Origin of the sequence: Rhizobium sp. SYY.PMSO (assembly GCF_046840415.1) — a bacterium.
Lineage (GTDB): Bacteria > Pseudomonadota > Alphaproteobacteria > Rhizobiales > Rhizobiaceae > Rhizobium.
In genome coordinates, this window is sequence record NZ_CP177351.1 from 143,890 (window position 1) to 157,722 (window position 13,833).

At 62.4% G+C, this 13,833-nt stretch carries 11 protein-coding genes; all 11 read right to left on the minus strand.

Annotated features, from left to right (window positions below; translation table 11 throughout):
• Positions 1-9 precede the first annotated feature (9 nt).
• The 11 genes from fhuB to ACJJVH_RS27530 all read right to left on the minus strand — a co-directional run bounded on the left by fhuB (position 10) and on the right by ACJJVH_RS27530 (position 13,595).
• A complete protein-coding gene (fhuB, locus tag ACJJVH_RS27480) occupies positions 10-1,998 on the minus strand; it encodes a Fe(3+)-hydroxamate ABC transporter permease FhuB (protein ID WP_412066681.1) in 1,989 nt (662 codons plus the stop codon).
• Positions 1,995-2,927 (minus strand): ABC transporter substrate-binding protein, encoded by a 933-nt coding sequence (locus ACJJVH_RS27485; protein WP_412066682.1) that lies wholly within the window; start codon positions 2,925-2,927, stop codon positions 1,995-1,997. Before ACJJVH_RS27485 ends, fhuB begins: the two co-directional genes overlap by 4 nt.
• Complete coding sequence (locus ACJJVH_RS27490; RefSeq protein WP_412066683.1) at positions 2,921-5,374, minus strand: TonB-dependent siderophore receptor; 2,454 nt, start codon at positions 5,372-5,374, stop codon at positions 2,921-2,923. Before ACJJVH_RS27490 ends, ACJJVH_RS27485 begins: the two co-directional genes overlap by 7 nt.
• 139 nt (positions 5,375-5,513) lie before the next feature.
• Positions 5,514-6,449, minus strand: a complete 936-nt coding sequence (locus ACJJVH_RS27495; RefSeq protein WP_412066684.1) for a FecR family protein — start codon at positions 6,447-6,449, stop codon at positions 5,514-5,516.
• Positions 6,450-6,547: 98 nt separating this feature from the next.
• Positions 6,548-7,054, minus strand: a complete 507-nt coding sequence (locus tag ACJJVH_RS27500; RefSeq protein WP_112795296.1) for a sigma-70 family RNA polymerase sigma factor — start codon at positions 7,052-7,054, stop codon at positions 6,548-6,550.
• A 275-nt stretch (positions 7,055-7,329) separates the two neighbouring features.
• Positions 7,330-8,244 carry a YncE family protein gene (locus tag ACJJVH_RS27505; protein ID WP_412066685.1) on the minus strand — a complete coding sequence of 305 codons (915 nt, stop codon included), beginning with the start codon at positions 8,242-8,244 and terminating at the stop codon, positions 7,330-7,332.
• Positions 8,245-8,358: 114 nt separating this feature from the next.
• A complete protein-coding gene (locus tag ACJJVH_RS27510; protein WP_112795041.1) occupies positions 8,359-9,468 on the minus strand; it encodes a substrate-binding domain-containing protein in 1,110 nt (369 codons plus the stop codon).
• Positions 9,469-9,490: 22 nt separating this feature from the next.
• Positions 9,491-10,537, minus strand: a complete 1,047-nt coding sequence (locus tag ACJJVH_RS27515; RefSeq protein ID WP_112795042.1) for an ABC transporter permease — start codon at positions 10,535-10,537, stop codon at positions 9,491-9,493.
• A 31-nt stretch (positions 10,538-10,568) separates the two neighbouring features.
• The gene (locus ACJJVH_RS27520) at positions 10,569-12,101 is read right to left on the minus strand and encodes a sugar ABC transporter ATP-binding protein (protein WP_412066686.1); all 1,533 of its coding nucleotides are present in this window, start codon (positions 12,099-12,101) and stop codon (positions 10,569-10,571) included.
• On the minus strand, positions 12,098-12,529 hold the full coding sequence (locus tag ACJJVH_RS27525) for an SMP-30/gluconolactonase/LRE family protein (RefSeq protein WP_412066687.1): 432 nt from the start codon (positions 12,527-12,529) through the stop codon (positions 12,098-12,100). Before ACJJVH_RS27525 ends, ACJJVH_RS27520 begins: the two co-directional genes overlap by 4 nt.
• Before the next feature lie 52 nt (positions 12,530-12,581).
• Positions 12,582-13,595 (minus strand): 4-hydroxythreonine-4-phosphate dehydrogenase PdxA, encoded by a 1,014-nt coding sequence (locus tag ACJJVH_RS27530; RefSeq protein WP_412066688.1) that lies wholly within the window; start codon positions 13,593-13,595, stop codon positions 12,582-12,584.
• Positions 13,596-13,833 lie beyond the last annotated feature (238 nt).

Sequence of the window (13,833 nt, forward strand, 5' to 3'; positions counted from 1 at the left end):
ATCTTGAGTTTATCGCCCTTGTTTTCGCATCAGCCAGAGAAAGTAGGGGCCGCCGATCAGGGTCGAGACGATGCCGACGGGCAGCTGATTGGGAAACAGCGAAACACGCCCGACGAAGTCGGCAATCGTCGTCAGCGCCGCTCCGGCCAAGGCCGCTGCGATCATGTGGGGAAGCGCGCGCTGGAAGCCGAGCGTGCGGGCGATATGCGGGGCCATGAGGCCGACGAAGCTTAATGGGCCGATCAGCAAGGTTGCCGCCGCCGCCGAGAGGGCCGACAGAAGCAGAAGTACGGCCCGGCTGGCCGATATGTTGAGGCCGAGGCCTTTCGCCGAGGCAGCGCCGAGCGGCAGCAGATCCAGCCAGCGGGTAAAGAACGGCGCGATCGACAGCAAGATCGCCGCCACGACGACGGCGATCGTCGCCTGCGTCGGGGTCGTGCTGTATGTCGAGCCCGCCATCCACTGCAGGACGCCGTAGATTTTCGGCAACCCTGTACCGAGCAGGACGGCAATCAATGCGGCAAAGGCGGTATTGATCGCAATGCCGAAGAGAAGCACATGATCCGGATTGTAGCGGCTTCGCCGTCCCATCAGCAGAACGGCGACGAGGCTGACGATCGCGCCGGCGGCCGCCGCGCCCAGCTGCGTCAGGGGCGTGAAGGCCGGAGCCATGAGGACAAGCAGGAGGATGCCGAGCGCGGCGCCGGTGCTGACGCCGATGATTTCGGGGCTCGCCATCGGATTGCCGGTCATACGCTGGATGATGGTTCCCGAGAGCGCGAAGAGGATACCGGCCGCGGCCGCCGCCGCCAGGCGGGGCAATCGCCAGATCAGCAGCGATTGGACTTGCGAAGGCGAGGCGAAGCTCCATCCGGCAAGCGAGGGACCGAGCGACAGCGAGATCCAGATGAGCGCCAGCAGCACCACCCCGGTCATCGCGAGATAGAGGAGAGGGCGCCGGTTGCGTCGCTCGGCGGCCGGCAGCGTCGGTGTTTCCACGATAGGCAGCCGCGCCAGGAAGATGGCGATGAGCGGCGCGCCGAGAAGTCCGGTCGCAGCACCCGCAGGGATTTCCCGCATGAAGCGCGCGGCCTGCTGTAATGCTTCATCGGCGGCGAGCAGCAGGACGGCGCCGATGACGACGCTTGCGATCATGCGCTGCGGCAGCCTGCGTGCACCGCTCGCCCGGGCGATAAACGGCGCGGCGAATCCGACGAAGCCGATGACCCCGACGGCGCTGACGGTGAAGGCTGCCAGCATGACGGCAAGCAGGATCGACAGCAGCCGCACGGCCGAAAGCGAAAGGCCGAGCGATCTTGCGCCCTCGTCGCTTAGCGACAGCACGCCCAGCGGCCGGGCGAGAAACGCGGCGCCAAGGCAGCCCAAGGCAGCGTAAGGGAAAAGCCGCGAGACCGCGGACCAGTCGTTCTGGGTCAGCGAGCCGCTCGCCCAGACGAAAAGTCCGCTCATTCCCAGATTGTAGGACAGGCTGATCGCTGCCGAGACGGCGCCGCAAACGAAGGTGATGACGAGGCCGGCCAGGATCAGCGAGATCGGCGAGAGGCGATGCGGCCAGGCGATCAGGAAGACGAGCGCGAAAGCCGTCAGGCCGCCGGCAAGAGCAATCGCTTCCCGCATCGATGCCGCCAGCGCCGGTGCCCACAGGCCGGCTGCCGCCAAGGCAAGGTAGGCCCCTGCCGAGACGCCGAGCGTCGATGGGTCGGCAAGCGGCGTGCGCAGCACCTGCTGGAAGATCGTGCCCGACAGGCCGAGCGCGCCGCCGGCAAGCAGCGCTATGATGAACCGCGGCAGAACGCTGTCGTGAACGAGAACCTGTGCGTAGGAATCGAGATCCGGGCTGACCAGTACCTGCCACCAATCGTGGACGGGCAGCAATTCGGAAAGCCGTGTCGCGGTCGAAACGAGAGCGGCCGCCAACAGGAAGGCGACGACAATCGCGGCCGCGCCCGGACGGTGCCTGTCTTGCGCCGATATCATTGCGATCCCCCGGCGTTGTCGGTCAGGGCGGTGCTCAGCAGGCGCGCGAAGCGGGAGGCGGACGGCAGACCGCCGGAGCCGAGCACGGCAGGCAGCACATGCAGCTGTCCCGCGCGAACGAAGGGAAAAGTTCGCCACAGGCGGTTTTCTGTCAGCCGAACTGCCATTCCGGGCGCGGCGGGACTATCGAGAAGGATCATCGTGGCGTCGCCGTAGGCGCCGAGCTTTTCCAGGCCGACAATGTTGAATTCTCCCTGGATCGCCGTTCCGGCATTCGTCAGGCCGCATTGCCGCAGCACGCCGCCATAAAGACTGTCGGGGCCGAAGAGGCTGACGTGCCTCGCATCCAGCGGGCTTGCCAGCAGCAGCGGCCGGCTCGCATGGCCGGCAAGGCGCCGGGCCGTTGCGGCCAGTTCGTTGCGCGTCGATTCAACCAGGCTTTTGCCCGCTGCCGTTACGCCTATCCTGTCGGCCAGCCCGAGCGTTCCCCTCTCGGCTATTTCCAGAACGTCCGGCGCTGGCTGGAACAGCAGGTCGCCATATACGGGCGCGATGCGTTGCAGCATCGGAGCGGCCTGTTGCAGGAGAGGCGTTGCGACGATGAGTTGCGGGGAAAGGGCCTGCAGCAGTTCGAAATTCGGCGTAAACAGCAGGCCGACGTCGATGACCGATCCGGGCAGGACCGGATCGACGACGTAGCGGGCATACCAGGCAGGAGCCGGCACGCCGACCGGCACGACGCCGAGGCTCAGGAGCGTTGCGGCAATTCCCCAATCCAGGGCAGCGATCCGGGAAACCGCGCCGGAAGGCGTCTCCGGAACGCCGGCGGCTTTCGCGGCGATGCCGCCGATCCATGAGGTTGCAAGGCCGGCCAGTAGCGCCCGACGGCCGATACCGGCTGCCGGGCCATATCGGTATCGCGTCACCATTTGTATCCGAGCGTCGCGAAAACCGTACGGCGCATGCCGTAGACGCAACCGGCCGCCGTGCAATCGCTGATGAAGTGCTTGTCGAACAGGTTGGAGACGTTCAAGGCAAATGTGGCTCCGCGCATCTCGTTGGAAATCTTTCCGAGATCGTAGTTCAAGGCTGCGTCGAATACCACATGGTCGGGAATCTTCGCCGTATTGGCGTTGGTCACATAGCGGCTGCCGATGTATCGGACGCCGAGGCCGAGACCAAGTCCGTCGGCCACCCCATCCTGAAACTTGTAATCCGCCCATAGCGATGCGGTATTGGCCGGCAGATTCGCGATGCGATTGCCCGCCGTGCCGTCGCTCGCCTTCAGGATCTCGTTGTCGAGATAGGCGTAGGAGGCGGTGACGTTGAGCTCATCGGTAAGGCTGGCGACGGCGGAAATCTGGGCGCCCCGGCTTCTGATCTCGCCGACCTGCGTCTGGACGACCGGGGTCGTCAATGTGCTGGTCAGATAGTTCTGCTGCCGCAGATCGTAGAGAGATGCGGTTATGAAGCTGTCGAAGCCGGTCGGCTGGTACTTGAAGCCGATTTCATACTGCTTGCCGGTCGTCGGCTTGAAGGGGTCGCCGGAAGAGCTGACGCCGACCGTCGGGCTGAAGGAGGTGGCATAGCTTACATAGGGCGCAAAGCCGTTGTCGAAGAGATAGGTGAGGCCGGCGCGCCAGGTGAAGGCATGGTCGTTCTGGTCGGTATCGACGCCGGTCAGATAGTTGGTGCTGTCGGTCGTCGCCCAATCCTGTCGGGCCGAAAGCAACAGCGCCCAATTGTCGAGCTTGAACTGATCCTGGGCATAGAGGCCGACCTGGCTCTGCCGTTGCCGCGCACTCTGGAAAACGGGCGGCGTCGTCACGGCCTGGGTATAATCGGGATTGTCGAGATCGAGCGACGGTCCAAGGCCGTAGCGGGTGAAATTGTTCCAGTTCTTATATTGATAATCCAGGCCGAATAGGGCCTTGTGCGAGACCGCGCCGGTATCGAAATCCGCCTCGGCCTGGTTGTCGATCGCGAGCGTGTTGATCTGCTCCTGCGCCGTATAGGCCGACCGGCTCAGCGTGTGGCCATCGGCTGCGAGCGAAGCGGCCTGCAATTCGGCATAGTCGACGCTCATATGCTGGAAGCGCAGGTTCTGCCGCACGGTCCAGACATCGTCGAAGCGATGCTCGAGCTCGTAGCCGATGCTCTGCTGCTGGCGGCGCATATGGTCGAAATCCTTGTCGCCGGTAAACAGGCCCGTCGGAAAATAAGTGCCGCGGCTGGTTGGAACGAGCGTTCCCGTTGCCGGCAAGCGGCTCCAGAAGCCGCCTTTCGGGTCGTTGAGGTAATCGCCGAGAATCGTGAGCTTGGTATCCTCGTCCGGCTTGATCGTGACGGCCGGAGCGATTTCGACGCGTTGTTCCCGCTGATTTTCGACCTGCGTTCCCGTCGTTCGGCCCAATCCGGTCAGGCGATACAGCAGTGTGCCGTCATCGTTGACCGGCCCGCTGAAATCGAAGGCAGCCTGGGCGCGATTGTAGCTGCCGGTCTGCAGCTGGATTTCATGGAGCGGTTCGTCGGTCGGTTTCTTGCCCACCAGATTGAGGATACCGCCGGGCGAGCCCTGCCCGTAGAGAACGGATGCGGGGCCTTGCAGAACTTCGATACTGTCGAGGAAGAACGGATCGACCTTCGGCGTGCTCCAGGTCCCCTGCTGCAGCTTGAGGCCGTTATAGTACTGATCGACCTCGAAGCCGCGGACGATGAAATTGTCCAGGCGATTGTCGGGGCTGTCCGGCGTGGTGACGCCGCTCGAATAGGCAATGGCCTGGCGCACGGTCTGCGGCTTCTGAACCTCAAGCTGTGCGGCCGTGACGACCTGCACGGACTGCGGCGTTTCCAGAAGCGGGATGTTCGATTTCGAGGCGACGCTGCCGTCGGTCGACACGAAGCCGTTTTGCTTGCCGGCCTGCACGACGATGGGGGCGAGTGCGGTCGCCCCATCGGCGGCGGCCGAACCGCCGGATGGGCCTGCGGGATTGGAAATCGTCACCGTGGTCGGATTGGTGAAATGATAGACGAGGCCGGATCCCGCGAGAATTCGCTCCAGGGCTTCGGCTCTGGTGAGAGCTCCCCTGGCGCCTTTCGAGCTTAGTCCCCGGGCCAGATCGGCGTTGAAGAACAACTGAACTCCGGTCACTTTCGAGAACTGGACGAGAGCTTGGGACAAGGGCTGCGGCGCGATGTCATAGGAAACGCGGCCGGTCTTTTCGGCAGCCTGCGCAAATACCGGTGCGGGTGCGAGGGCGACGGTGCCGAGCGCGGTCGCGACCAGAAGCGCGATTGCCGGCGAGCGGTGGCGCCGTAGATTGCCACCCGTTTCGACCCGTCGTGATTCCCGATTTCCGTTTCCGCGGTACTGCATCGCCCCACCTGCATCCTGTCGCCCGCCAATCGCGGGATTTCCGTTCGAAAGGGCCTCTGATCGAGATCCCCGAAACGTTAGACACCCACGAGGACGGAGCTAATGAATGAGTTGAGAAAAAAATTCATGTTTTCCGATGTCAGCCGGCGCGATAGACGAGCGTGACGTAGTTGGCGGCATCGATAAGGCGGATGCCGAGCGTGTCGGCGATCGTCCGGAGGGCATTCCCGGTGTGCTTCGTTTCAAAGATCGCCGTGACGGGAATGTCGCCGATACCGCTGCTCATGAGGATGATGCGCCCATGCCGGTAGCGTTCCAGTTCCGCCAGCACGCGCCGCAGCGGCACGTCCTGGAAGACGATGCGATCGCTGCGCCAGGCTTCCACCGTGTCGAGGCTCGCCTGGGTCGGCTGGCCGAGCCTGCCGCCTGCGTAGCTGACCTGCCATCCTTCCTCGAGCCTCAGATTGGAAAGGCCCTCCGTCTGCACCTGCACGGCATGTTCGCTGACGGCGACGGTGACGAGATCGTCGACGAATTTCAGATCGAACTTCGTCCCCAGCGCTCGCGTCGTCCCGCCGCCGGCATGCACGAGGAATGCGCGGGAGGGATCGGGCGAAATATCGAAGAAACCTTCGCCGCGATAAAATTCGATGTGTCGTTCGGTCTCTGTGAAGCGGGTGGAAAACGCCGAATAACTGCCGAGTTCGACCGAGCTGCCGTCCTGCAGGCCGATCGTGCGGCGTTCACCGATATCGGTCGTATACTCGGCGAAAAGGCCCGGCTGACCAGCCGCGTAAAGGCCGCCCGCTCCACCGGCGAGCGCGATTGCGCCGAGCGTGAAGTTACGCCGTGAAAGCAATGATCGCCCACGGCGCAGCCGGTCGAATTCCGGTTGCATGATATCGAAACGAGCCCAAAGGGCCTGCGCATGTTTCCAGGCGGCGGCATGGGCATCGTCGGCGGCGAGCCAGGCCTCGAAAGCCTGCCGCTCGACCGCCGTCACCTTGTCGTCGCGCATGCGCACGAACCACTCCAAGGCTTCCATGACGATCGGATCGGTCGCGTCTTCGCTCATGTCGCTCCAAAATCCGGGTGTCTTCCAGGTCCCGGCATACCAATACCCTTAACCTTCATGACACCGCTGCAGGGCAATCCAATGAAGAGAGCGCCGGATTATTTGCCGCCGATTTTCCGATCGAGATCGGCAAGGGCGATCACGATGTGCGAAATTACGGTGTTTCGCGAAACACCGAGGCGAGCGGCTATCTCGTCGTAGCTCATGTCCTCGAATTTGTTGAGGACGAAGGCCTCGCGCCGTTTCGGCGGAAGCGAGGCGACTGCCTGGAGAACGCGCCGCAGCTCGCATCGATAGACCGCCGTCATCTCGGGGGAGGGCTGCAGGTCGGGTATGGCGTGAAGCTCGGCATCCGTGACGCCGACCTCGGCGTGCCGTTTGAGATCACGCAAATGGTTGAGCGCGAGGTTGCGGGCCGTTGTCCTCAGATAGGCCGGGCAATTGTCGATATTGCCGCCGTCCGCGGCTGCCAGCAACTTCACGAAGGTCTGGTGAACAAGATCTTCCGTGGTCGTCTTGTTTCCGACGAGGCGCCTGACGAGCTGGCGCAGGCGCCCCTGCTCCGACGTATACAAACCAGCAATGTCAAACGTCTTGGCGTTCATCGACCTTATCCGGACTGCGCGCTGGGCAAGGCCCATCCTTCGGCAGTAGGTGAACGACAAATCCCTTGCAATCTCAATATTCTGGATCGCTTCTAAAGTTGAGGCGACCGATATCGGATCATCTCCGAACGGACAGGGCAAGTGCCTGTTTCCATTCGCCTTTCGTCGTTCTCCATCTGGATATTATCTTGAATATAAAAATCATGTTTTTATGGTCCTGTTGCCGTTCGGCAACGCGGAGCCATCATGACGCGACACCTCGGTCACGGATCGCATCATCGCTTTGCGAGAAGAAAACAACAATCGGGCTCTGCCTTCGTATCGAATGAGCCGACAATCCGCATCGTTTCCAGTTCAAGCCTGACGGACTGGTTCGTATCGAGCGAGAGAAACGCCGTATTGGACAGATCGTCGACGCAGGCGGCGGCTGGGCGGCCCGGGAATTGCACCAGGCCGATCTCTTCGAGCGTGTCGGATGCAAGCAGCGAAGCGCTTCTGCCTTCGTAGTTCGCGATGAGCAATCGGTCGCCCGGCAGCGCATAGATTCGCGCCGGATCGGTGCGACATGATGCCCGCCTTGTGATCTCCATCGTCTCCGTGTCTATCGAAACGATCGTCCCTGACAGCCGGTTGCTGACGTAAAGCGTCTTCTCGTCTCCGCTGAGCAGGGTGCCCTCCGGCTTTTCGCCGGGTATGATCGCCACCGGCGCTATGGTCGCGTCCTGAGGCGAGATTTTCGTCACGGTATGGCTTAGGAGATTTATGCAATAGGCCCACCGGCCATCGCGGCTGAGCGCGAAAAGGTGGCTCTTGAGCCCACCGCTGACCACGGCACGCGATGGAAGCTCGGCCGTCGGCGGATCGTCGAATCGCAACAATACGCCCGCCGTCTCGCTAAGGGCGTAAAGGCGGTCGAGCCGGTCCATGCCGATGCCATGCAATCGGTAAAACGGCCTGCAGTCGATCCGCCTTTGCAGCTTGCGACCGACAAGGTCGATGACCAGGATCGAAGCTCCTCCCGGCTCGGTGCTCGATGAGGTCCGCACGCCGTAATGGGCGACGTAGGCATATCGTTGCGCCGAATCGACGACGAACTCGTGCGGAAATTCCGGCAGCGGGATGGAATCGACCAGGGCGCCGCTTTCACAGTCGTAAAAGCTGAGGCAATGGCTGCTTTTTTCGATCAGCATCAAAAGCCGATCTGCTGCACGATCTTCCGGCAATACATTCTTCCGATACATGGTTCACGACAGAAGAGGAGGCGGCACGGTCCCGCCTCGCTCAAGCGGCGTGGACGATGCGGGCTATTTGCCCCAGATCTTCCGATATTCGTCACGATATCCGTTGCCAGGATCGAAGACGTTTTTGTCTCCGCCGTCAAACGCAATATTGTCCTTCGTCACGAGATGGATACCGGGAATATAGCCGGACCAGGCTTGCTTTGAAAAGGCGCGGTTGAGCTCGTCGACGACCTGCCAGCCCTGCATGTTCAGCGGTTCGGGGACGGTCGCCGTCTGGAACTGGCCGCTGCGAATACGCTGGTAGGCCGATTCCGACCCGTCGCCGCCGGAGATGTTGAAGGGGGCACCATCGCCTTTCAGGCCGGCCGAGGTCAGCGAGGGGCCCATGAAATCGAAGTAGAGGTCGTTGATTGCCAGCGAATAGGTCCACTTCGCCCCAAACTTCTGCAAGAGGGTGGTCGTCAATTGCGGCATGCGCGTCGACGTGTCGGCAAGAGGCGTATCTTCGAATTCCAGTACCTTGCAGCCGCCGCATTTCTTGATGACGGCTTCCATGGCGCGCCCTTTGGCGATCGCAATCGCATAGGCGGAGTCCGCGAAGATCACCACGCCGGCCTTGCCGTCGGAATCGGCGATGGCTTTCATGGCGGCGACCTCGGCAACGTCCATGGCATTCGTGGTGACGTTCACGAATAGATGCTCGTCATCCATCGGGCCGGGAACCGGACCTGCGTGCCACCCGGCAATGATGATGCCCTGGTTGGCGGCGGCGGTGAGCGCAGCCTTCTGCTGGACGGCGTCACTGCCGCCGACGACGATCGCATCCGGTTTCAGGGCCACGGCTTGAGCGAGAGCGGCTGCCTGGCCGGAAACGGAGCCCTGACCGTCAATCGCGCGATAGTTCCAGCCGATTACGCCAGCCGCTTCCTTGATCCCGTCGGAAACGCCGAGAATGCCGCCATTGCGCATATCGCCGGCAACGTAGACGATCGTCTTTCCGGCCGCCGCCTTGGGCCCGGAGGTCGGGCCGTCCCATTTGTCCACCTTCTTGGATGCCGCCGCCACCTTGGCTTTGGCTTCGTCGACCAGCGCGTCCGCCGAAGCCACCGAGACATTCACCAGCATGCAGGCCAAGATGGCCGCGGTCGTGGCTAAATAACTGTTCATGCGCATGCTCTTCCCTCCCATTGAAAAACTAGTTGCCCTTCGAGTTTGTATCCTTTGGTGTCGAGAACCTGCGCCTCCTCTGCGCATAGCCCGCAATGCAGATGGCAATCAGCAGCGTCACCCCGTTGAACAGCGGCTCCACGAAGAACTCGCCTCCGAATTGCTGAATGCCGGAAATGCCGACGGCCAGAATGGTGACGCCCACCATCGTGCCCCAGACGTTGACCCGGCCCGATTTGATCGTCGTGGACCCAAGGAACGCGCCAACGAGCGCCGGCAGCAGATATTCGAGACCGACGCTTGCCTGGCCGATGCCGAGCTTGGACGCCAGGATGATGCCGGCGACCGCAGAGAGCACGCCGGAACCGATGAAGGCGCCCATGACGTAGCGCTGCACCGGAATGCCGTTCAGCGCGGCGGCGCGATTGCTGGCGCCGATCGCGTAGAGGTAGCGGCCGAGCGGCGTATATTCGAACAGCAGCCAGAGAGCGACCGCCAGGGCCAGGACGTAATAGCCGGTGATCGGCAGGCCGAAGAGCCAGCTGTTGTTGATCGCGGAGAAGCCTTCGGGAAGGGTGCCTACCACCTGTCTGCCGCCGGTGTGCCATAGGGCGAGCGCGTAGAGGATGGTTCCTGTTCCCAGCGTGGCGATGAAGCTGTCGATCTGGGCGACCTCGACCAGGATGCCGTTGACCATGCCGACGAACGCGCCCAGCAGCAGGACGACGATCACCGCCACCGGCCACGGAAAGCCGAACTGCGTTTGCAGGCTGATCGCCAGAATGTGCCAGAGTACGATGCCGTAGCCGACGGTGAGGTCGATCTTGCCCGTGACCATCGGGATCATCACGGCAAGCGAAAGAATGGCGATGATCGCCTTGTCGCTGATGATCGACCGCACGTTCAGCATGGTCGGAAACGTGTCGGGAAGAATGAGCGAGAAGATCACGATCAGCAGAAGCGTCAGCAGCACCAGACCGTAGACCGGCAGAAGGTGAAGGAGCTTTTTTCCGAGCGATTTCCCGCGCAGATCATATTTCGTCGGTTCGACTGCGTTGGATTTGATTGATTGCATGACCTGCGGCTCCTCCCGATACCGTCACAATTCAGCTGGCTTTAGCGGATGCGGAATAGATGAGGCGATCCATGTTCAGTGCATCGCCCGTCAATTCGTCGACGATCGCGCCACGGCTGAAAACCAGCGCGCGATGGCACAGCTTCTCCACCTCCTCGAAATCCGTGGAGATCAGGATGACGCCCAGGCCGCGCTTCAGCCCTTCCCGTATGAGCCCGTATATTTCGGCCTTGGCGCCGACATCGACGCCGGCGGTGGGCTCTTCCGCGATCAGCAGGTTTCCGCCCATCGAAAGCCAGCGGCCGACGACGACTTTCTGCTGGTTCCCGCCTGACAGGGCCTCGATCGGCAGGGAAGGTTCATTGGGGCGCAGTCCGACCGCCTTCCCGAGGATAGCCGCCAGTCCCGCCTCGCGGCGCGGCGACATGATGGACAGGAGGGGCCGCCCGACGGCTCCGGGGTTGATATAGGCGTTTTCCCGGATACTCAGCGCCGCGAACGTCGATTCCTCGGTCCGGTCACGGGCGATGAGGCCGACACCGCTCGCAATCGCTGCACGCGGGGTGGCCGGATTATAGATCTTGCCGTTCAGCGTCACGTCGCCGGAAAAGCGCAATGCGCCGAACAGGGCCCGCCCGACATTTTCCTGGCCCGCGCCGCGCAGCCCGACGAGACCGAGGATTTCGCCCTGCGAAAGCGTGAAATCGAGCGGCGGTCCGTCGTTGATCCGCATGCCGTGCACATGAAGCAGCGTGCGGCCGCCGACGCTGTCCGTCTTGGTGACGATGCGTTCGGGCAATCGTCCGATAATCATGTGGACCAGGCTGTCGGCATCGACATCCGCGACCTTCTCGTCGCCGACAAGCTGTCCGTCACGCAAAACGACCACCCGGTCGGCGATCTGAAAGACCTCATCCAGACGATGCGACACGAAGATCATGCCCATTCCCCTGTCACGCAGCCTTTTCAGCGCCGCAAACAGCCGGCTCACCTCGTCGGCCGGCAAGCTTGCCGTCGGTTCGTCGAGCACGAGCACATCCGCCTCGACGGCCAGTGCACGCGCAATGGCGACCAGGGATTTCTCGGTTCGGCTCAGATCCTGGACGCGCCGGTCGGGATCGATGTCGCTGTCGATGAGATCGAGGGCGGCGCGGGCGGTGGCGCCGGTCTTCTCCCAGTCGATGATGCCGGCCCGGCGTGGAAAGCCGATTGCCATGGCGATGTTTTCGGCGACCGTCATCCACTCGAGCAGTCCGAGATCCTGATGGATGAAGGCGACGCTCTGCCTCACGCCGCTTTTCGGGGCGGCATTCAGATACCGCTTGCCACGATAGCGGACTTCGCCTTCGTCGGGCGTGTAGACCCCGGCCAGAACCTTGATGAGCGTCGACTTGCCCGCGCCGTTCTCTCCGAGCAGAGCAAGGATTTCTCCGCCGGCGAGCGAGAAGGAGACGCCGCGCAACGCCTGAACCCCGCCGAACTGCTTCCTGATATTGTCGAAGCAGACCAGGGCGTCGTCCGCCGGCCGTCCGTCCGTTGCCTGAGAACCGGAGGAAGCATTCATGGCAGCACACTGCCTCTCGTCGCCAGCTCGATCGAAGAGGGCGAGGTGCTGGCCGTGATGAAAAGAGTCGATCGATCGGGCCCGCCGAAAGTGCAGTTCGAAATGACCTCCGGCACGACGATCTTGCCGAGCCGCGTTCCATCCGGTGCATAGACCTGGATGCCGTCGGCCGAACTCGTGAACAGGTTACCATCGGCGTCCAGCCTGAAGCCATCGGACAGGCCGGGCTCGATGACCGCAAAGACGCGGCCATTTCTCGGATACCGCCCGTCGACGACGTCGAAGCCGCTCCTGGTAACGGCGCCGTCTTCCCACCACACGGGGCCTTCACTCCATATGGCATCCGTGCACGGGCGTTCGAGCGCGGCACCGGGCCGCGGGAGCGGCCTCATGCGCGGATCCTCGATCAGCACCTTGTCGTCTTCCATGGCCTCACTCCCTTCCATGGCATGTCGCAAAGTCAGTATCTGCCGATTTCGGCTAGTGCGCCCTGCTTGCCATGCTGGCTGCAAGCAGAAGCGCCCGTTCGCTGGCATTCGGGTTGGCGATCCCTTTGCCCGCTATATCGTAGGCAGTGCCATGCGCGGGCGTGCAAACGGGAAACGGCAAGCCGCCGAGCATCGTCACGCCGCGGTCGAAGCCCATCATCTTCATCGCGATCTGCCCTTGATCGTGATACATCGTCAGGACGGCATTGAAACCTTCTTTCAAGGCAGTCAGGAAGACCGTATCGGCGGGGTAGGGGCCCTTGACCGACATGCCGCGGCGCACGGCCTCTTCGACCGCAGGCGCGATGATGTCGATTTCCTCACGGCCGAAGCTTCCGCCGTCGCCTGCATGCGGATTGAGACCGGCAACGGCAATCTTCGGAGATTCGATCCCTGTCTTCCGCAGGCAATCGAAGGTGAGCGCGAGCTCGGCCAGGATCGCATCGACCGAGAGGCTCGGGGCGACCTGGGCAAGGGGAATATGCGATGTTACGCGCGCATTCCATACGTTCTCCAAAACGTTGAACTCTCTTGCCTTTCCGCTGAAGCCGATCACGTCGGAGATGAAGCGTATCTCGTCATCATAGCCATCATAGGCGTACCGCATTGCCTTTTTGTTGAACGGCGTGAAGCAAACGGCATCCGCCACGCCGTTTTTGGCGAGCGTCAAGGCGAAGGCGAAATTCTCGGTCGCGAACCGGCCGCCAACGGGGGTCGCTTCACCGCGTACGATCGTATCGGGATCCAGATTTGCGAGATTGACGAAGACGGGACGAGCTGAGCTCGCACCGGGAAGCGCATCCGGCGCAACTTCCTCGAAGTCGAGGGCAAGCCCCGCCTCGTCCGCGCCGCGCTCGAGCACACGCCGATCGCCTATGACGATCAGCCGCATCGCCGCCTTGACCGGCTCCGAGATCATCAACCTCGCCGTCAGCTCGGGGCTTATGCCAGCCGGGTCTCCCGTGGCAAGCGCTATGATGGGGCTGCCGTTCATTCCACTCGACATCGGATTGCACCTGTCATTCGACTTCGGTGGGAGGCTAATTGGGAAACTTTGTGCCGTCAAGTATGTTGTATACAGAACGCAGAATTTGGCGCGCCGCGCATAATCAGGCGGATTTTGGCGAAAAGTCCAGCCGCGGGCCGCGTTAACCGGACGAGCTTCGAGAGGAATCGGAGAAGACGCCGGACGGCTGCCGGGTGCGTGTTGTCGTTCTACCAACAGTGCCGCCCGATGCGCCCAG